The following is a 19129-nucleotide window of genomic DNA, read 5'->3' on the forward strand; positions in this document are numbered from 1 at the left end:
CTAGAACGCGTCGGCGAAGGTCGCGCCTTGGGCGAGGAGGCCGGGGAGACCGCCGGTGTGCAGGAACAGCACCCGCTTGCCCGAGAGCTCGCCTCGCTCGGCCAGGTCCCAGAGCCCGGAGAACGCCTTGCCCGTGTACACGGGGTCGAGGACGAGGCCTGACAGCCGCGCCACCTGGAGGATCCGCGCTCGCTGCTCCGGCGTGGACACCCCGTAGGCAGGGCCCTTCGCCGAGTCGTCGATCACGAGGTGGGCGGGCGAGCCGAGGCGCGGCTCGAGCGCGCGCGCGTCGTCCATGATCCCGACCACGATCCGCGCGAACGTCGCCCTGTCCTCGCAGACCGCCATCGAGCGCACCTCGCCGGCGACCTCGTAGCGGGCCGCGCCGAGCGCCGTGCCCGCCGCCGTCCCGCCGGAGCCGCACGCGTGCACGATGACGTCGAACGGCTTGCCCCCCGCGAGGCCGAGATCGAGCTGCTTCCGGATCTCCTCCATCGCGCGCACGTAGCCGAGCGCGCCGAGGCCGTTCGAGCCGCCCTCGGGGATCACGTACGGCCGGCCGCCCGCCGCGCGGATCTCGGCGGCCGCCTCGGCCATCAGGGCGCCGCGTTCCCTGTACGCCTCGGGCGAGATCAGCCGGATCTCCGCGCCGGCGAGCCGGTCGAGCAGCACGTTGCCCTCGAGCGGCGCGAGGGCCGTCGGATCGCTCGTGCGCAGGAACAGCACCGAGCGCAGGCCGAGCGAGGCGCTCACCAGCGCGGTCGCGCGCGCGTGGTTCGACTGGAGGCCGCCGCAGGTGATCACGCAGCCTGCGCCCTCCTCCCGCGCGGCGGCGAGCAGGTACTCGAGCTTGCGGATCTTGTTGCCGGCCTCCGCGCCCGCCGTCATGTCGTCGCGCTTCACGTGGAGGTCGACGCCGAGCGCCTCGGCGAGCCGCTGCGGGCGCTGGATCGGTGTCGGAAGGTGGCTCAGCGCGAGTCGTTTGCGCATCGTTTCTCCCCTCTGTCTGCCAGGGGCGCCCGCTGCTGCGCGCGGGCGGGCGGCCCTCGCAACCGCCCTCTAGCACCCTGGGCGGCCCTCGTCTGCTGTGTCCCGCGCGAGCTCGACCGAGGGCCCGGCGCGCCCTGGCCAGCTCAGTGAATCACGCCCAGCTTGAGCGTGAGCAGGTACTGATCGGGGAGCTCGGCGCCCGCGGCGTCGTCGAAGGCGCCGCCCGGGAACAGGACCCCGGCCTCGGTGCCGAACTGGAGGGTGACGAGCCTGCCCATCGCGATGCGCGCGTCGACGCCGAGGTCCAGCTCGACGCCGAGATCGCGGCGGCGGCTGTCGCCGCCGTCGTAGTTGGCCAGGCTGCCGCCCGCCCGCGGGGCGCCGTAGGGATCGACCAGATCCGAGGTCGCCTCGGCGATGACCGCGCCCGCCTTGAGGTCGAGCCAGCGCGCCGGCCGCACGAGGATGCGCGGGTTCACGTAGGCGGCGCCGGGCACGCCTCCCTTGGACGGCAGCGACCTGATGCCTGGCTCGGGGGACGCGGCGAAGAGCTCCCGCTCGGCGATCGTGGCGGCGCGCGCGGTCTTCCAGGCGAGCACCTCGTCGAACAGGAGGAGCCCGACGTTGTGGCTCGGGTCGAAGGTGAAGCGCCGCGAGACGCCGTCCGTCGGGTCGTCGTCGCCCGAGGCGTAGCCGGCCTCGATCTCGGTGACGACGCGCCCCCACCGCCCGGCAGGCCGCCCCCCGCGGCCCGCGACGTGCACCGCGCCGAGCGTCGCCGCGCCGCCGACCGAGCGCACCACCACGGGCGAGCGCCCGAACCCAGGACCGGACGGCGGCGGGGGCCCGCTCGGGGCGAACGACGCCGACCCGAGGATCACCGCGGCCTCGAGCTCGCCGTAGACGTGAGCGCGCCCCCCCGGCACCGGCGCGTTGAATTTGCCTGCCACGTCGAGGATGCCGGCTGTGAGCACCTCGTTGAACCGGGCCGCGCTCGTCTTCGCGCGGCGCTCGCGCGCCTGCCGCCGCATGGCGCCGTAGATCCCGATCTCGCCGCGCCGCTCTCGCCAGAGCGCGGACACGACCGCCTGGAAAGCGCGATCGCCCTCGCCTTCGTCCTGCCCCTCGACGTCGTTTCCGAGCAGGTCGGCCGCGTTGTCCTCGAACACGAGGTCGGCCGCGACGGTCACGTGGAGCGGCCCGCCCTTCCCCATCGGCGTGGCCGCGAAGAGGACGCGTTCCATGAGCGATCCGCGCTCGTAGTCGCCGAAGACGCTCGCGCGCTCGCCGTCGTTGACGACGAGCCCCATCCCCCAGTGCGCGCTCTGCTGGCCCACCCGGACGACGCCGAGCGCCCACGGCAGCTCCAGGTAGAGGGTGCGCGGGTGCACCTCGTACCACGCGAGGGCGGCGCGCGCGTCGCGCACCTGCTCGACGTCACGCGTGGTGTCCCCGGCGATGAGCCCCCGGACGACGTCGATCTGCGCCACGATCGAGGCCTTGTCCTTGAAGTGGAAGCGCGGCGAGAGGCGCAGCCAGTGGGCGATGTACTGGCTCTGCCCGAGCGTCGTCGCGCCCGGAGCCGACAGGGGCGGCGCCCGGAGCGGCAGATCGCTCATGGCGCGGTAGCGGAGCTGGTACTCGCCCTGCAGCGAGAACGTCGACCGGGTGGGGTCCGGCGGGGGCGGCGGCTTGCGGCCGGTGTCGAGCACGAGCCGCTCCTCGAAGTCGTCGACGGCCGGCGCGGCCGGCGGAGAGCCTTGCTCGGAGCTCGCGCCTTCGGCGGGCTGAGCGCCGCTCGGCGAGGCTTGCTCGGTGCTCGCTCCTTCAACGGGCTGAGCGGCGCTCGGCGAGGCGAGCGCGACAGCAAACGCAAGGGGGGCGAGGGTGACGAAGGTGAAGCGCATCGGAAGCAAGCAGCCGCTCACCAGCGCCCGGCCGGGAACGCGCGCCCGAAGGATAGGCGGATCGATCCCCGCGGGGCACTGGATTCTTCCGCCAACGGCGAGCAGCTGGCTTTTCGCGGGGCATCCGCCGCTCTAGCGTGCGCCTTCGTGACCCTTTCCACGCCGAGCGCCGCCGCTGGTTCTCCTTCTTCACCGCCTCCTCCGCCTCCGTCAGATCCGTCAGATCCGTCACGTCCGTTGCTCCTCGGCCGATCGCTCTCGCTCGCGGATCTCGAGGAGGTCGCGCGGCGCGGTCGTCCGGTGGCGATCTGCGCCGAGGCGCGCGAGCGGGCGGCGGCTTCGCGCCGGGCGATCGACGCGATCGCGGCGGCGGGCGACGCCGCGCCGGCGGTGTACGGGATCAACACCGGCTTCGGCGCGCTCGCGGAGACGCGCATCGCGGATCACGACATCCGGGCGCTCCAGCGCAACCTCGTGCGGAGCCACGCCTGCGGGGTCGGGCCGGAGCTCGGCGAGGCCGAGGTGCGCGCCATGATCGTCCTGCGCGCGCAGGTGATCGCGCTGGGGCACTCGGGGGTGCGCACGGAGGTGCTCGATCTGCTCGCCGCCCTGATCGAGCGCCGCGTGAGCCCGCGCATCCCGGCGCAGGGATCGGTCGGCGCGTCGGGCGATCTGGCGCCGCTCGCGCACCTCGCGCTGACGCTGATCGGCGAGGGCGAGGCGCGCTTCGAGGGGCAGCTCATGCCGAGCGCGGTGGCGCTCGCGAAGGCCGGCCTCGCGCCGATCGAGCTCGCGGCGAAGGAGGGGCTCGCGCTGATCAACGGGACCCAGTACATGACCGCGCTCGGCGCGCTGGCGCTGCGGGACGCGGCCGCGCTCTGCACGGTCGCGGACATCGCCGGCGCGGTGAGCCTCGAGGCGCTGATGGGCTCGAAGCGCCCGTTCGACGAGCGGCTGATGCGCGTCCGCCCGCACCCGGGTCAGGCCGGCACGGCCGGGAACCTGCGCGCGCTGCTCGGGGGCAGCGAGATCATGCAGAGCCACGCGGACTGCCCCAGGGTGCAGGACGCCTACTCGCTCCGCTGCATGCCCCAGGTCCACGGCGCGACGCGCGACGCTGTCGCCTGGGCCGCCGAGGTGCTGACCCGCGAGGTCAACAGCGTCACGGACAACCCCACGGTGTTCCTCGGGGACGGGGCGGATGGCGTCGCCGAGCTGATCTCGGGCGGCAACTTCCACGGGCAGCCGGTCGCGCTCGCCCTGGATCTCGCCGCGATGGCGGCGGCGGAGCTCGCGAACATCAGCGAGCGGCGGGTCGAGCAGCTGGTCAACCCCGCGCTCTCGACGGGGCTCACGCCGTTCCTGGCGCCGCACAGCGGCCTGCACTCGGGGTTCATGATCGCCCAGGTGGCGAGCGCCTCGCTGGTGAGCGAGAACAAGGTGCTCTGCCACCCGGCGAGCGTCGACTCGATCCCCTCGAGCGCCGGCCGAGAGGACCACGTGAGCATGGGCAGCATCAGCGCCCGAAAGCTCGCGCAGGTGATCGAGAACGTCCGGAGCTCGCTGGCGATCGAGCTCATCACGGCGGCCCAGGGCGTGGACCAGCGGCTCCCGCTCCGCCCCAGCGCGGGCGTCGCCGCCGCCCACGCCGCCATCCGCCGCGTGGTCCCCGGGCTCACCGAGGACCGCCCCCTCTACCGCGACATCGCGGCGGCCGCGGAGCTCATCCAGAGCGGTGCGCTCATCGCCGCGGTGGAGGAGGCGGTGGGGCCGCTCAACTGATTATTTCTGTTACTGAAGTTACATCTGAGACGATTTAGAGGAAATCTTACGCGAGATAAGGGAATGCGATCGGTCCATTGCGGGGCGAGTTGCTGTACATTGGCTCAGTGCCGATTCCGGTCAGCGTCCCGCCGTTTCCCTTCGATGCCGTGCGGGATCTGCTCGGGGTGGTGCGGACGATCTACGCGGCGGCGAAGGAGGGGGGGTCGTCGCGGGAGGAGCTCGCTCGCATCGCGCAGGTGGGCAAGGAGCTGAGCCGGGCGCTGGATCTGGCCGGGTCGCCCCAGCAGGGGGCGTCGGGGCTGTCGGCGGCCTGGAAGGTGGCGGACAGGGCGATGCTCCAGGTGAACGACCTGGTGGATCCGCTCACACCGGCGGCGCCGCTCCTGATGGCGGCCCGGAGCCGGGTCACTGGGAGCCGGCTGACCCTGAGGAGCAAGCCGCAGGGGCGGTAGGCGGTAGGCGGCCAGCCCCCTCGGTGGCCTGCTGTAGGGCTGGAATCGTCAGCTGCGACCGAAGAACCTGCGGCCACGCGACCGCTCGGCGTCGCGCCGGATGCCCTGCATCACCACGCGGATGAGCTCACGGTTGTAGGCGCGCCTGTCGTGGCGCTTGTGCTCGGGCAGCTTGACGCCCAGAGCGTGTGCGAGACGTTCTACGTTCTCTACCTTCGCCTCACGCAAACAGTCGATGTCCAGATCCATGGAGTGGCGCTCCCATTACTCGAATCCACTCGGCTTGTCGAGCCCAGAGGACACGAGCGTGGCTGCGCGCCGTTTCCCATCGGGTTCCCGCCGGACCGTGGCAGGCTCCCATCAGACCGTGACGGGCATGGGGCGTCCCGGGCACGTCGGCGCCACGAGGCGCGCCAGCTCGGCGCGCCGCACGTAGGAGGTAGCCCCGCCCGGACTCGAACCGGGACGCCCGCGAGGGCCGCGGATTTTAAAACCGACCAGACGGACGCCATGGGCGCCGATGCCCCGGTTTCGGCCGGGAATCTAGGGGGGCCTCCCGTCCTAATGGCGCCGGTGGAGCACCCGCCCGCCCGTTCCGGCGACCCGTCCGCCCTTTCGCCAGACCCCGGACCGCCATCGCCGCCCTCCCTCCCCTCGCTGCACATGCCGGACGACCAGAGCCGGACCGAGCGGAACGCGGTCGCCCCGCCGCGGCAGCTGGATCTCGCCTCGCCAGGGCCGAGCGGCGCTCCGGTCGGTTCTCAGGCCGACCTGCTGGAGCAGATCGCCAGCGCCCTCCGCACGGCAGCGGCGCGCGGAGACCTTGATACCGCTCGCGCGCTCCACGCCGCACTCGCCGGCGCGCTCGGGGTGACACATCCGACGGGCGAGGCGAGCGGCGCGCGGGTTATCCCGCTTCGCGGACGCGGGAGACGAGGCTAACAACGATCGCGAATTGTCAAGCGGTGCTCGTCGCACTCGTCCTGCTCCTCGCCGCGGTGGTGGTAAGAGAACGGCCGGCGAGGGCGGCAACCCTCCCGGCTTGAGATGCGAAGCGAGGTTCACGTGGGAGGCCAGGCGGGCGAGGCGAACAATGAGGCGGCGCGCCTGCGCGCAGCGGCGCGCGCGTGGCTGACCGGCGCGGACGCCCGATGGCTCGCATGGTGGACAGCACGCCGCCGGTCGCGCCTTGAGTGGGTCTACAAGGGAAGCTGGCCGAAGCTCGATCCCTGCCCTGTACATCTCCGGGAAGAGTCGGAGCACGGGCCGCGCATGCGCCTCGATTCGACGCCCGCGAGCGCATCGACTCCGCGTGAGAGCGTCTTTTCCGTTCAGACCGAGCCGGCAGAGCAAGCGTTCCTGGATCTCATCGGGCGGCCCGACGGTCCGCGTGGAGACGCTTTCATCGACGATGCGGTGAAGGTGTTTCGGTTCCTCGTCAAAGCTTCGATTATGGGGTCTCCGGCTGACCTGGAGGTCCTTCGCGGTTGGGCCGCTGAACTCGACAGCGATCATGTCCGCCGAGCGAGCGTGGTTCGCTGCATCGTGCGTGGCGCCAAGTCCTTCGCAGAGTGGCCCGGGCCGACAGAGCGCGCCGTCAAGGAAGGATTTGAGCGCTTCCCGGTGGTTGAGCCGGACGATCGTCTGGCGGCCGAGCGTGGCCGGCCTCCGGGGCCCGCTCCGGCTCCGGAGCTCGCCGCGACCAGGGCGATCGATCGGCTCTACTTCTGGATTGCACGGGGCGAAGAGCTCGCCAAGGAAGACCCGAGCGTCAACGATGGTCTTCAAGCGATGCGCCGTATTGTCGCCGTCTACGAACTGCGAGAGGACCTAACTGCCATCGACGCGCGCTTCGGCCGGCTGGATCCCGCGACGCTCTACGACGAACTAGCGAGTGCGGCAGGGCGCAAGAAAGGCGGCAGGGGCAACGTTGGGCTGCCCGGGCTAGCTGGACGCCTGAGCGCCTCCGTCGGCGCTTTCGGCGACACGGAGAAAAGCGTCGCGGCTCAAGCGTTCCGTGATGCTCAACTCAGGCTGAGGGGGCGCCGCTGCTGACGAAAAGCCCAGCCGTCTGACTTGGGTTCTTGGAGAACCCAAGATGAGCGACTTGCGTTTCCATAATCCAAGTCGTCGCCCTGCGGTTTCAATACGCGCCATGCTGTCCCCGTATGCAGCAGTTGACGAAGACGCAGACGGTTCTGGTGCTCGCGGGGCTTTCAGGAGCAGACCCGCGCACGGTGCGGAACTACCTCGAAACGGGGAAGGTCCGCGGGGCATTGAAGGAGCGGATCGAGCTCGCACAGCGCCAGTTGGCGCAGCTGCAGAGCTCTCTGGCGCCGGTGGTGAAGGGCTGAAACCGAGCCGTTGACGGCGCCGAGCGGGGACCGGCGGACAGGCTCAACAAGGAAGCTGGCGGGCGCCGGGTGCAAGCCGAGGCCGCGCCGTGAGGAGACGTGTATGGAGAGGATGAACGCAGCGGCCGTGCCGAGCAAGGCCGCTGACATCAGGGGGAAGGCGCTGCCCGGGCGGAAGAGCGGCAGCGACATCACGGCGCGCGTGCTGGCCACGCTCGCGAGCCCAGACGGGCCTGCCGCGGATCTGGTCCCGATGCTGGTCAAGGTCGTGCAGGTGGTCGTCCAGGAGGTGCAGCACGCCGAGCAAGCCGAGGACGACCCCGTGCTCGACGCTGGCAGCGCCGCGGCGTTCCTCGGCGTCTCGAAGGAGACGGCGAACCGGATGGCCAGGAAGGGCGAGATCGCGGCGATGAAGCTTGGCTCTCGGCTCGGCTGGCGCTTCCGCCGGTCCGATCTGCTGGCGTACCTCGAGGCGAAGCGCCGCTGGCCGGCGCCGGAGCCCGCGAATGACGCGGAGGGCCTCCCGACGGATGTTGCAGGCGTCTTGGCAGAGATGGGTCTGCCCGCCCGTAGGGGGCGACGATGAGCCGCGCATGCACAGCACATCGCGCCGCGGCCGACGGTAGTGCAGACGAGATCGGACGCATCCTCGCTGGCCTGCGGGCATTCCTCTCGGAGCTGGGGCCGCCCCCGGAAGACGTGCGCTCTCTGCTCGTGCTCGGCTGCGTTCGTCCGCGCGGCCCTGAGTTCGCGCTCACCTCCAGGTCTGCTCTCGTGGCGCACCTGCGGCGGCAAGGCGACGACGGGACCGCGCAGGCTCTTGATGCGCCGGTGCCGGCGGGGGCCGTTCGTGTGGTCGCCGTGGGGAGCGATGGTAGCTACCGCACCGCGCTGGCGTGGTGGCCATCGACGGCGGAGCGCATCAACGCCTCCGGGGGATGCGCGTGACGGCCGCAGCTCCGCATCTGGGCAACGACGCGTCGCGCGCCGCGCTCTCGGGGACGGTGGCACGCCCCGCGTGCACGCATCCGCCTGACGTCGCCGGGATCGAGGCCGTGAGCGCTCTGTCTCTCGCGGAAGCTGCCGCGGAGTACGCGCGGCGCGGCTTCCGCGTGATCCCTCTGCACAGCGTCCTGCCAGCCGGCGGCGGCTGTAGCTGCCCGCAAGGAGCAGCGCACGGGAGGCATGCCGGGAAGCATCCCCGGATTCGGGACTGGGAGCGGGAGGCATCGAGCGACGTCGCCAAGGTCCGGGCATGGTGGGAACGATGGCCGAAGGCGAACGTCGGGCTGGCGATGGGCGGCCCGGCTGCCCTGTTCGCCGTCGATGTCGATGGGCCAGAAGGGCGCAGCACGCTCGAGGCGCTTGAGCGGGAGCACGGCCCGCTGCCGGAAACGCTCCGCATGGCGTCGGGCCGCGACGGCGGCGGTCACCTTCTCTTCGCCGTCCCGCCCGAGCTGGCCGATCTCGGCGCAGAGCTCGCGAACAGCGTCGCCAAGCTGCCCGGGATCGATGTGCGCGCGCAAGGCGGGCAGATCGTTGCCCCGCCGTCGCTCCACCACACGGGACGGCTCTACGCCGTGGCGCACGTCGCCCCGATCGCGAGCGCCCCCCGATGGCTGCTCGAGCGGCTGACCACGCCGAAGGCGCCCCCCGCCAGACCGCAGCTCACGCCCGCCATGCAAGAGGCGGCGCCGCGCAGCACGGACGCTAGGACGCGCGCAGCGGCGTACCTCCGGACGATGGATCCCGCGATCTCGGGACAGCGAGGTCATGACGCGCTCTGGCGCGCCGCCTTGGCGATGGTCTGCGGATTCGATCTCGCCCACGACGTCGCGCTCGATCTGCTGCGCACCGAGTACAACCCGCGCTGCCTGCCGCCGTGGTCCGAGGCAGAGCTCCGCCACAAGGTCGAGGATGCAGGCCACGCCGGGGTGCCTCGTGGGTACCTGCTGCACGAGGCGGGGCATGCGGACCGCTTGCGGACCTCTGCTGCGCTGGCGATCGACCCGGCGCGAGATGAAGGCTGCGAGGAGCTCGAGCGCGATGCGATCGTGAACGAACCGCAGAGCATCGCGGCCGTCTTGAACGAGCTTCGGGGACTTCCCAGGGAGAAGCGAAGCGGTGCCGCACGTGCGCCTGGCATCCTGCGCCTCGCTGCGACGCTGTCCGAGGACTCGCCGGATTGGACCGACCTCTACGAGGGGCTGAAGGTGCTCGGTGTGGGCGTGCTCCCTTGGAAGCGCGCGGTCCGCGCCTTCAGGGGGCGCGGTCACAGCGCGAGCTCTAGTGATGCCCACCCGGGCGAGACCGACGAGCGCCCCGTGATCGTCGTGACGACGGCGGAGCACGAGGTCAACGACGGCGCGGTCCAGGCGCTTGCATCGGTTCCGGGCGTCTACCAGCGCGGGTGGATGCTGGTCGACATCGTGCGGGAGACGGCGAGCGTCCCAGGGCTCGCACGCGCCGAGGGGACGCGCCGCATCCGCACGATCCCCCTGCCCCGGCTGCGTGAGCTCCTCACGGTCGCTGCGCGGTGGGTCGTACAGCGGACCGATCCGCAGACCGGCGAGATCACCATGCGGACGGCGCATCCGCCGGATTGGAGTGTCCGCGCCGTTGAAGCGCGCGGCCAGTGGGAAGGCATCCCACGGCTCACCGCGATCGCAGAGTGCCCGGTTCTACGACCCGATGGGAGCATGCTGCTCGTGCCCGGCTACGACGCACGAACGGGCATCCTCTATGCGCCCGTCCTCAACTTCCCGGCGATCCCACACGCGCCGACGATGGATGAGGCGCGTGCGGCGGCGCGCGAGCTCCTTAAAGTCGTCGAGGACTTCCCCTTCGAGAGCGATGTGCATCGCGCGGCGTGGCTCGCGTCGGTCCTGACGCCCCTCGCGCGGTTCGCCTTCGAGGGGTCGGCGCCGATGTTCGTCTACTCGGGGAACGTGCGCGGCGCGGGCAAGACCCTGCTCGCGAAGGTCGTCGGGGAGATCGTCACGGGCCGGTCGATGGCGACGATGACGCAGGTCGAGAGCGAGGAAGAGGAACGCAAGCGGATCACGTGCATCGCGCTGGAGGGCGATCCGCTGGTGCTCATCGACAACATCAGCCGCCCCCTCGGCAGCGGCACGCTGGACAAGGCGCTGACGGATGTCTTCTGGGGGGAGCGGCTCCTCGGCAGCAACAACCGCCCGCAGCTCCCCATGCTCGCCACGTGGTACGGCACCGGGAACAACGTTGCCTTCCGAGGCGACACGGCGCGGCGGTGCTGCGTGATACGGCTCGACAGCCCGCACGAGAAACCCGAGACACGCGACGACATGCGCCAGCCGCATCTGCTCGGCCACGTCCGGGAGCATCGCGCGAAGCTCGTCGCGGCCGCCCTGACCATCCTCCGCGCGTGGACTGCTACAGGGATGGATCTGCACACGTTGGAGCCGCGCATGAGGTCGTGGGGCTCGTTCAACGAATGGTCGAGGGTGGTCTGCGGTGCGATCGTCTGGCTCGGCTATCCGGACCCCGGCGAGGCGCGCGGCTCTGCGGACGATGAGGACGACCCGGAGGCGACGGCGCTCGATCAGCTCGTCGACGGCTGGGCCAAGGTCTGCGCGGACATCTCCCCGGAGCGGAACGCATGCACCGTCGCTCAGGTGCTCGATGCTCTTCAGCAGGACGATGCGGATCGCGCCGCCGTACGCATGCAGCACACGCCGAAGCCGGCGAAGTGGCCGGTGCTCCGCGCCGGCCTGGCCGAGCTCGTGTCAGGTGTCCCGGCGGGCAAGCTGCCGAACGTCAAACAGGTCGGCTACCTGCTGCGCCGGTACAGGAACCGCAACGTAGGCGGGCGCAAGCTCGTTCAGACGAACATCGTGCGCGGCGAACGCCTCTGGACCGTCGTTCCCGTGCAGCGGCCGTGACGGGGCGCCGAGGGGCCCGGGCACCCAGCGATCGTGCTGGGCTACTTCAGCGCGCAGTAGGGGCGCTGCGGCTCCCGTAGCTCCTTCTCGGCATCGCGCAGAAGCGCCGCCGCGTCGCCGCAGTGGCTCGCCTGGCCCAAGATCACGCATGCGCACGTTCCCGGCTGCCAGCCGGAGGACCGCGATCCCGGTGAAGTCCGCCGCCGTCGCGTTGAGCTCGGCGCGCACGTCGTCCACGCCCCCCGACGTTGCCGCTGCCACCGCCGCGCGCGAGCTCCCGGAGCTGGCCGAGAAGGGTCCGCGCGCGTCGGGCCGCACCGTTGCGAGCTTCGAGGCAGGGTGGTGTCCGCTTTGGCCTCCCGCTTGGCCACCGGCCGGGCTAGATGGGTGGCACGATGGCCAATTACTACTCCAACAGCTTCCAGTTCCCACCCGACGTCGTCCAACATCTTCGGCAGTTCGACAGTCTCCCCGAGGCGTGGGAGCACTCCACCGACGGCGCCTGCATGCTCTGGCTCGCGCGCTCGATGGCGAACGCCCCCGGCCAGATCGGCTGCGTGTCACGCGGGGCCCTGCATGCCGCGACGACGATCGATGAACTCATCGATACGCGGCACGAGGTCTGCCGCGATGTCAGCGATCCGATCTGCCTCGGATACTTCCACGCCCGAGACGCAATGTACGCGGCTGCCGGCGTGGAGGATAGGCCGTGGCCGGAGCCCGGGCCGCGCGCCGACTACGAGAGCAGGCCGCAGGACGAGCGCGCCTACGCAGCAGCCGTCGCAGAAGCTCGCGCGCTGGCAGCCGACGTCCTCCGCGGGCGCAGGCTCCTCGAAGAGATGCTCGAGCTGGCTCGGTAGATCGGCATGGCAGGCCGGAGGCGTCGGCGTTCGCCTGCGCCTCCGGCTTGCGCCCGGCTACCCTCCGCTGCCCAGACGCTCGGCGAGGCCGTAGTGCAACGCGGCGACGCTGCCCGCTACCAGCAGGACCGCCGGGCCGGTGAGCTCGAGCTTGAAGGAGCTCTGCGGGGGCCGACCAGAACCATGCGCATGGTTGATGGGGTTGGGTGGCGATGGTGGCCATCTCCCCCCGCCCCTCCGGATGCGATCGACTTTGTTTCGATGGCACGTGATCCAGCACACGGGAAAATTTCTGATCTCGCCCACGGCGTCTAAGGACCATCGCCACCATCGCCACCTCTGGGGAGGGTGACCGAAGGCGAAGAGCGACGGGGGCTGCACCCACGGGGCAAGGACGTAAGCCCTCGGAATCAGAGCCAAAAAAAAATACTTGCGGTTCTGCGCAAGAACTATTAAGCTCGTCTTAGGCGATTCTTATTTTTGTTGTTGACGCGCGGTCGCTTGTGCGGTAGTTACGCCTCGCGTGCACGGCTTGCTGCCGTGACGCTTGGAAGTGAGCGTCTACTCGCGTTGCTCGACTGAGCGAGCGCAAAAGCGAAGGGCCTCCCGGCGGCAACCGGGGGGCCCTTCCTGTTGCGTTGCGCGGGAGCTTCGAGCGCCTGCGTGCAACCGTCCCGTGGTGGAGACGGTGGCATGGTACGACTGCACGCGTAGTCGTCAAGGCGTGTCGAGATCCCACGGACGAGGTCAGCGAGCGCAGGTTCAGGTGCTCAGGCAACACGAGCCGCGCAGCGCGGCGAAAGAGGGATCATGGCGTACGAGACGAAGTTCGTTTCAGGGGCAGATGCGAAGACGCTGACCACGCGAGTGCAGAGGGCGGAGCGAGACGGCTGGGAGTACGTTGACGTGAAGCTCGCAATGGCTCCCGTTCGCCCGAACGACAAGGATCCGCCTAACTATCACGTCTACATGTTGGCCACCCTGCGCCGACTCGTCGACTAGCAGACGCGGAGATCTGGGCGAGTGGCGTGATAGGCTCGCGCGCGTGCCCCGCCGCCGCTGCGCCGCCCAGATCCTCCGCTCGGTTCCACTGCGAGATCGCGCCGTGCTGCTCCGCTTCGGCCTCGACTTAGACGACCCAGCGGCCGCGGCGCTCTTCGTCGAGGGCGTGCGCGTGGCCGACGAGCTCATCGCGGAGGAGCTCCGACGCGAGGCGGAGCTCAGCTGACGCCGCGCCCCCCGTCGAACAGTTATGCGGGGGTTCGATGCCCTGGGGGCTGCGTCCTCGTATGGGACGGGTTCGGGCTGGAAAATCGGAAACACAAGGCGAGAGGGCGGTGGCCTGCCTCGGGAACGGCGGAGGTCGGCCGGATGCGTTCCCGCGGGGCCATGGATCTCGAGGCTTGGGGCGACTGCGCGCCGTGGCATGCGCGCTGTAGCCCGTGAACTCGGGGTGGAAGCCGCCGTCGACGAGCATGAGGGACACCTCGTCGTGTCGCCGAGAACGCTCAATCCATCGTTGCGCAACATGATGCTTCATAATGCGCAATCGACACATGCCCTGTGATTATCTCTAGACCAGAGGCACTCAAGAGCTCAAGTTGTGAACCCATGAGCAAGCGACCTGTTACTGTGTTGCTCGATGACGAGGTGGAGGCGCGCCTTCACCGGCGACGCGTCAGCCGCGACCGGATCCGTTCGTTCTCCGACGTCACGCGCGAGGCATTGATCAGGGGCCTCGACGTGATCGACCGCGAGCAGCTTTCGGCGCAAATCGCGAGCACGCCCACCTTCCTCGCCGCCGCGAGCGGCACGAACGACAACAACGGAGGCGCGCCCGAGTGCGCGTGAGGCAATGTCCGAGACACCGACGCTCAGTGAGAGCGTGAACCACTATCGCTATGATCGGCCGGGGCCGCTGGCCATCGTCTCGTCGGCATGGGGGCGCGAGTTTCCCGCCGTCCCCCACGGCGGGCCGCCGAACCGCTTTATCGCACTGCCCGCACCCAAGGCAGCCGCCCCAAGCCCCTTCCCGGCCTCATCGCTCCCCCGAGCCGTGCGCGTGTGCACCGTGCCGGGGAAGAACGCGAAACCCGTCGGCAAGCGGGGGAACCGCGCGGCCGCAGGGTCGAGCAGCGGGCCGAGCGATGCCGCAGCGAAGGCGCGCCTCGGCGCGCTCGCCGCGAAGGTCGCCCAGCTCGCCGCGATGGTCGATAAGGTCGACGAGCGTAAGGAACGCGATCGCCTCCTCGCGTCGCGTCCGGACCTCATTCCCGAGGTCGTCGCGGTGCTCAATAAGGCTCCGATCGCAACGGTTCGCGACGCGGTGAAGAACTGGCCCCGCGAGCCGGCAAGCCGGCTCCCCCCGAAGGAGAAGCAGGCGCTCGACGTCCGCATGGGTCTCAGCAAGCCGACGCAGGGGATCCGGCGGGAGGGGAACGCCGTGGTGTTCGGCGTCATGACGCGCGAGGACGCATGCAACGCGCTGGCCGCTCAGGGTCCGCGAGGAAGGCAGTGATCGTGAGCATCCTAGAGAAGGCGAAGAAGATGAAGATCGGCAAGAACGACACGAGTGGCACGCCCTCAACGCTGGAGATCGCACGCTCCACGCACGCTGCGGCGGAGCAGGAGAAACGCGACACCGCGGAGTGCCTCGGGGAGGCGGAAGCGGCCCTCGCTGCCGCAGAGGCGGCCTATGACGCGGAGCCGTCCGAGGAGCTCGGGGAGAAGGTCATCGCAGCCCGGCGGACCCGCGACCTGGCCGAGCTCCGCGCGAAGCGGGCCCGGTGCCGGGCCGAAGAGGCGGCCGCGGGGTGTGCCGCCGCAGAGCATGCGGCCGCTGTCGCGGGCCTCGCGGCGGACATCGCGGCCGCAGAGCGCGCCCTCGAGAGCGCCAGCAAGGCCGAGAGCGAGGCGCGCGGCGACGTGGAGCACGCGAACCCCGCTCCGGCGCTGCGGCAGCTCATGGGCTTCAACTGCACGCGCGAGCGGGATGCCTGCGCGGCGCACGAGCGGGCGAGGAGCGCGCGGGAAGCGAGCGTCGCGACGCTGGAGCAGCTCGAGGCGAAGCTGCTGGAACTGGCGCCGGAGCGGGAGAGCGAGATCGCCGGCCGGCGGAAGGCCCGCGCCTCGCGCGCGCTCGAGGAGCTCGTCGCCGGCGCGAGCCTCGCCGCGGTCCGGCGGGAGCTCGCCCCGAGCGTCGAGGCCATCATCGCCGCCGAGCAGATCATCAGGGAGCACGTCGCACGCATCGAGGGGACTATGGGCCGCGCCCGCGCCGACGCGCTCCGCGCTCGCGAGCTCGGGGCAGACGTGGAGCCCATCAACGAGCACCACGGGATCATGAACATCCTTGAAGCGCAGTTCAGGGCGACCCCGGACGAACACAAGAACGTCAAGCAACACGGCGTGATGCTCGGCGTCCTCAGCGGCGCGATGCGGCCCGACGACATGAAGCGGCCGGAGATGTTCAGCTCGTACCAGCTCGTGCTTCGGTATCCGCCTCTTCGCGAGATCGATCGGGACTCCACGCATCACATCGCGCCTGGGGACATCGATCGATACCTGAGTTACCCTAGCGTGAACGCGGCGCAGCAAGGCGAAGCGGACCGCAGGGCAGCGAGGAAGGAGCAGGACAGAGCAGCTCAAGCCGCGTGGCGCACGAACGGCCAGACGATCGACGAGCTCCCTCCCGTTCCCCGCACTATGGCCGAGATCGTGGGTGACTACCTGCCGCGCGTCGGGGGTATCGTCGCGCCAAACATGGGGCGCCGCGCGAGCTGAAAACACGCCCGCGGCTCCCCGCTGCTGGCCGTCTCCTTCGCCTGCTCAGGTCCTACACCGTAGCGGCCGAAGCCCCTCGCCAGCGCAGCGATCCCAAGGGCGCGCCACCTGTACGCCGCGGTTGCAGGCCCGGAGGAATCCGCTCGAAGCACGCGCGGCTCACGGGCCTGGCGCTGTGTCAAGCGAAAAGGCGCGTCGGAGGAGGCGCCTCGTGGCGCGCCCAAGCCTTGGCCACCGGGGACGGACGAATGCGTTACGCCAGCGGGCCAATATTTCTCAGTCAAAGCGCCGATCGCTGTCGATTTCGTGCCCTTGACGCCGTCCGGCTGGCGAAAGTACCGTCCAGCGGTGCGTTTCGTCGCGAAATCGCTGTGGATATGCCTGGTGTTTGGCGTCGTGACGGGCTCTGCGGGTTCAGTCCGCGCGGAGGACCCCTATCCCGCACCCGGAAAAGGCGGCGACTCGACGGTAAAGGACCACCTTCGCCGCGCCAAGCGCGCTCGCGCACAAGGACAGTGGACCGAAGCAGTTGCCGCCTACAAAGCGGCCTTCGAGGCAGCCGATCCGGCGTCTACCACAGAGAAGGAACGCACCGAGATCGCGGGTGAGCTCGGGCTCTGTGAGCTCGCGCTTCGCAAGTACCGTGACGCGGCGGAGCACCTGGCGTGGAGCCTTGAGCAGGGCGAGGCGCCACCTCTCGCGCAGCAACAACGGTTCTCGGAGGGACTGCGTAAAGCCCGGCCATTCGTCGCCACGCTCTTTCTAGCGGTGGATCCCCCGGACGCCGAGGTGCTCGTCGACGGCAAGGGCATCGGCCGGACCGCGCGGACGTACAAACTGTTCTTCGAGCCGGGAAACCACATGGTGCGGGGCCGTGCACCGGGCTGTAAGGACGCGCTTCATCACTTGCGCGCCGTGGCGGGCGCGGAGCACGAGTTCACGATGCCGTTGCTGTGTGCGGCCGAGAGCAGCGCCGAGGCAGATGCACCGGCGGCGCCGGCGCCTGTGAGCACGGCGCCAGCCGCGCGCGCGCAGGCCCCCGGGCGGGTGGCATCGTGGCTCGGGCCGGCGCGTATCGCCGGCATCGGTCTGACCACGGCGACGGCCTCCCTCGGCGCCCTGTTCATGGTCCGCGCGAGCGCATCCAACGGCGATCTCAAGGAGCGCAACAGCAAGCTGGACGCGCTCGGGTTCACGCCGTGGGCGTGCCGCGAACCGTCGCCACCTTCGGCGTGCAACGAGCTGGCGGTCCTCCGGCGAGAGCGAGATCAGTTCGCCGCCCTCGGCACGGCGATGGTGGTGGCGAGCGGCGTGCTCGGAGCCGCGACCGTCGCCTCGTTCTTTACGGATTTCTCCTTTCTTCAGGCCGAGCCCACGGGAGCCCGCGTCGCGTTCTCGCCGACCGCAACGCCAGGGCAGATCGGCCTCGTGGCGCACGGGGTGTGGTGATGCGAGGAGCCAGGGACATGCACTTTCTCCAGGCCCGACACCTGCGGCGGCTGTGCGCCGCCGCCGCACTCTCGACGAGCGGCGCGGGAGGGCTCTCCGGCTGCACATACACGGAGGACTGCAGCGAGGAGCGGATGTGCGTCGCCCCCCCGCCGTCGCCGTGCGAGGTGAACGAACCGGGCGTGGGGCCCGTGATGGATGAATGCGGGGTGTTCGCCAGGGCGAGCGCGCCCGGGGACGCCCCGCGCGCTGGCACGCGGGCTGAGCCGTTCACGTCGCTGCAAGACGCGATCGTGGAGGCGCAAGCGCGGGGCCTGCGCCACGTCTATGCCTGTGGCGAGACGTTCCAGGAAGAGGTCACCCTGACCTCGGGGATCCACCTCTGGGGCGCTCGTCGCTGTGAGGATGGCGACTGGTCGGTCGACTGGTCTTTCGGCGGGCCGAATGGGCCGACCGTCATCGCCCCGCCTTCGGGGATCCCGCTGCGGGTCGTGGGGGACGACGGCGCGACGTCGGTGATCTACGGCGTGCGCGTCGTGGCGGCGGACGCCTCCGCGAGCGATGGCAAGTCGTCGATCGCCATGCTCTTGAGCGCGGGGGCCGGGGCGAGCGTGCGATCGAGCGCGATCGTCGCGGGCGACGGCAAGGACGGGGAGCCGGGGAAGGACGCGGACAGCGAGCGGGCGGCCGACGGAGTGGAGGGGAACGACGGCGCGAGCGCCTGCACGGACGACTCCCCGACGGGCGCCCTCCCGGTCGTGACCGTGTGCGGCGACGGCATCGAGTCCACGGGCGGCTACGGGGGCGACGGCGGGCTCGAGTCGGGGGGCGACGGCGCGCCGGGGCAGCCGGAGCCGGCGGCGAACCAGGACCAGGAGAAGACGGGTCTCGGAGGCGCCGGCGCGGATGTCCTCGCGAGATGCGGCGAAGGGAAGCCCGGCCCCAACGGCGCCAACGCCGATCGCGCTGACGGTGCGGTCGGCATGGGCTACCTCACCGAGGACGGCTGGGTCGGTACGCGCGGGGATAACGGGAAGCGGGGCGGCGTCGGCCATGGCGGTGGCGGCGGTGGCGGCAGCAAGGGGCGAGGAGAGATGGTCGCGTGTCGAGCGGGCAGACCCGAGGGCGGCGCGGCCGGCGGCTCGGGCGGGAGCGGCGGCTGCGGTGGCCTGGGAGGCTACGGCGGCGGCTATGGCGGGGCGAGCATCGGCGTCGTCGCGTTGCAGGGGAGCTCGGTGACGCTCGAGGCGACCACCGTGACCGCGGGCAACGGCGGCGCCGGTGGGGTTGGCGGAACGGGCCAGCCAGGCGGGGTCGGGCGACCGGGCGGGGACGCTGGAAAGGGCATGGATGGCCTGTGGGATGCGTGCCCGGGTGGCAAGGGCGGCAACGGCGGTCGCGGGGGCGATGCCGGCGGCGGCCTCGGGGGCTCCTCCTACGGCGTCGCCTCCATCGGCGCCTATGTGGGCATCGCCCCGGATGCTTCGCTCAGGCCTGGAGGCGCCGGCGATGGCGGTCCCGGGGGCAATGCGGCTCCCGGTGACCCGGTGGGCAAGGGAGAGTGGGGCCACTCGTTGCCCTACGTTCAGTTCGAAGCGCCCGAGCCTGAACCGCCCCACTGAAGGGTCG

General features: G+C 70.8%; 18 protein-coding genes. 15 read left to right on the forward strand and 3 right to left on the reverse strand.

Annotated elements, in window-relative coordinates; genetic code table 11:
- The gene (locus tag WMF45_RS33865) at positions 1 to 990 is read right to left on the reverse strand and encodes a D-cysteine desulfhydrase family protein (protein ID WP_437709381.1); all 990 of its coding nucleotides are present in this window, start codon (positions 988 to 990) and stop codon (positions 1 to 3) included.
- A gap of 143 nt (positions 991 to 1133) precedes the next feature.
- Positions 1134 to 2897, reverse strand: a complete 1764-nt coding sequence (locus WMF45_RS33870) for a hypothetical protein (protein ID WP_437709383.1) — start codon at positions 2895 to 2897, stop codon at positions 1134 to 1136.
- A 237-nt stretch (positions 2898 to 3134) separates the two neighbouring features.
- Here WMF45_RS33870 and hutH point away from each other — a divergent pair, with 237 nt between their 5' ends.
- Positions 3135 to 4679, forward strand: coding sequence for a histidine ammonia-lyase (hutH, locus tag WMF45_RS33875; protein WP_437709385.1), 1545 nt, complete (start codon positions 3135 to 3137; stop codon positions 4677 to 4679).
- Positions 4680 to 4786: 107 nt separating this feature from the next.
- Entirely contained in the window at positions 4787 to 5134 is a 348-nt protein-coding gene (locus tag WMF45_RS33880) for a hypothetical protein (RefSeq protein WP_231864341.1), read from the forward strand.
- 48 nt (positions 5135 to 5182) lie between these two features.
- Here the strand turns inward: WMF45_RS33880 and WMF45_RS33885 are convergent, their stop codons facing one another.
- A complete protein-coding gene (locus WMF45_RS33885; protein WP_272095040.1) occupies positions 5183 to 5383 on the reverse strand; it encodes a hypothetical protein in 201 nt (66 codons plus the stop codon).
- An 816-nt stretch (positions 5384 to 6199) separates the two neighbouring features.
- On the opposite strand from WMF45_RS33885, the gene WMF45_RS33890 reads away from it, so the two are divergent.
- From WMF45_RS33890 to WMF45_RS33950, 13 genes are all read left to right on the forward strand, one after another.
- Positions 6200 to 7189, forward strand: a complete 990-nt coding sequence (locus tag WMF45_RS33890; RefSeq protein ID WP_437709387.1) for a hypothetical protein — start codon at positions 6200 to 6202, stop codon at positions 7187 to 7189.
- A gap of 113 nt (positions 7190 to 7302) precedes the next feature.
- On the forward strand, positions 7303 to 7488 hold the full coding sequence (locus WMF45_RS33895; protein ID WP_437709389.1) for a hypothetical protein: 186 nt from the start codon (positions 7303 to 7305) through the stop codon (positions 7486 to 7488).
- A gap of 103 nt (positions 7489 to 7591) precedes the next feature.
- A complete protein-coding gene (locus tag WMF45_RS33900; protein ID WP_437709391.1) occupies positions 7592 to 8074 on the forward strand; it encodes a helix-turn-helix domain-containing protein in 483 nt (160 codons plus the stop codon).
- Complete coding sequence (locus tag WMF45_RS33905; protein ID WP_437709393.1) at positions 8071 to 8436, forward strand: hypothetical protein; 366 nt, start codon at positions 8071 to 8073, stop codon at positions 8434 to 8436. The genes WMF45_RS33900 and WMF45_RS33905 overlap by 4 nt, the downstream gene beginning before the upstream one ends.
- A complete protein-coding gene (locus tag WMF45_RS33910) occupies positions 8385 to 11408 on the forward strand; it encodes a bifunctional DNA primase/polymerase (RefSeq protein WP_437709394.1) in 3024 nt (1007 codons plus the stop codon). The genes WMF45_RS33905 and WMF45_RS33910 overlap by 52 nt, the downstream gene beginning before the upstream one ends.
- Positions 11409 to 11803: 395 nt before the next feature.
- Positions 11804 to 12268 (forward strand): hypothetical protein, encoded by a 465-nt coding sequence (locus WMF45_RS33915; RefSeq protein WP_437709396.1) that lies wholly within the window; start codon positions 11804 to 11806, stop codon positions 12266 to 12268.
- Between the two features lie 810 nt (positions 12269 to 13078).
- Entirely contained in the window at positions 13079 to 13270 is a 192-nt protein-coding gene (locus WMF45_RS33920; protein WP_437709398.1) for a hypothetical protein, read from the forward strand.
- A 43-nt stretch (positions 13271 to 13313) separates the two neighbouring features.
- Positions 13314 to 13496 (forward strand): hypothetical protein, encoded by a 183-nt coding sequence (locus WMF45_RS33925; RefSeq protein WP_437709400.1) that lies wholly within the window; start codon positions 13314 to 13316, stop codon positions 13494 to 13496.
- 383 nt (positions 13497 to 13879) lie between these two features.
- Positions 13880 to 14119 (forward strand): hypothetical protein, encoded by a 240-nt coding sequence (locus tag WMF45_RS33930; protein ID WP_437709402.1) that lies wholly within the window; start codon positions 13880 to 13882, stop codon positions 14117 to 14119.
- A 34-nt stretch (positions 14120 to 14153) separates the two neighbouring features.
- Positions 14154 to 14786, forward strand: coding sequence for a hypothetical protein (locus tag WMF45_RS33935; protein ID WP_437709404.1), 633 nt, complete (start codon positions 14154 to 14156; stop codon positions 14784 to 14786).
- A 2-nt stretch (positions 14787 to 14788) separates the two neighbouring features.
- Positions 14789 to 16051, forward strand: a complete 1263-nt coding sequence (locus tag WMF45_RS33940) for a hypothetical protein (RefSeq protein ID WP_437709406.1) — start codon at positions 14789 to 14791, stop codon at positions 16049 to 16051.
- Between the two features lie 348 nt (positions 16052 to 16399).
- Positions 16400 to 17500 carry a hypothetical protein gene (locus WMF45_RS33945; RefSeq protein ID WP_437709408.1) on the forward strand — a complete coding sequence of 367 codons (1101 nt, stop codon included), beginning with the start codon at positions 16400 to 16402 and terminating at the stop codon, positions 17498 to 17500.
- A 17-nt stretch (positions 17501 to 17517) separates the two neighbouring features.
- Positions 17518 to 19122 carry a hypothetical protein gene (locus WMF45_RS33950; protein ID WP_437709410.1) on the forward strand — a complete coding sequence of 535 codons (1605 nt, stop codon included), beginning with the start codon at positions 17518 to 17520 and terminating at the stop codon, positions 19120 to 19122.
- Positions 19123 to 19129 lie beyond the last annotated feature (7 nt).

Source organism: Sorangium sp. So ce448 (assembly GCF_051520915.1).
GTDB classification, from domain to species: Bacteria; Myxococcota_A; Polyangia; order Polyangiales; family Polyangiaceae; genus Sorangium; species Sorangium cellulosum_B.

Excerpts from the sequence above, each read along its gene's own strand:
- WMF45_RS33865 (WP_437709381.1), bottom strand. The coding sequence starts at position 990 with ATGCGCAAACGACTCGCGCTGAGCCACCTTCCGACACCGATCCAGCGC.
- WMF45_RS33870 (WP_437709383.1), bottom strand. The coding sequence starts at position 2,897 with ATGCGCTTCACCTTCGTCACCCTCGCCCCCCTTGCGTTTGCTGTCGCG.
- WMF45_RS33885 (WP_272095040.1), bottom strand. The coding sequence starts at position 5,383 with ATGGATCTGGACATCGACTGTTTGCGTGAGGCGAAGGTAGAGAACGTA.
- WMF45_RS33895 (WP_437709389.1), top strand. The coding sequence starts at position 7,303 with ATGCAGCAGTTGACGAAGACGCAGACGGTTCTGGTGCTCGCGGGGCTT.
- WMF45_RS33900 (WP_437709391.1), top strand. The coding sequence starts at position 7,592 with ATGGAGAGGATGAACGCAGCGGCCGTGCCGAGCAAGGCCGCTGACATC.
- WMF45_RS33905 (WP_437709393.1), top strand. The coding sequence starts at position 8,071 with ATGAGCCGCGCATGCACAGCACATCGCGCCGCGGCCGACGGTAGTGCA.
- WMF45_RS33915 (WP_437709396.1), top strand. The coding sequence starts at position 11,804 with ATGGCCAATTACTACTCCAACAGCTTCCAGTTCCCACCCGACGTCGTC.
- WMF45_RS33920 (WP_437709398.1), top strand. The coding sequence starts at position 13,079 with ATGGCGTACGAGACGAAGTTCGTTTCAGGGGCAGATGCGAAGACGCTG.
- WMF45_RS33930 (WP_437709402.1), top strand. The coding sequence starts at position 13,880 with ATGAGCAAGCGACCTGTTACTGTGTTGCTCGATGACGAGGTGGAGGCG.
- WMF45_RS33950 (WP_437709410.1), top strand. The coding sequence starts at position 17,518 with ATGCACTTTCTCCAGGCCCGACACCTGCGGCGGCTGTGCGCCGCCGCC.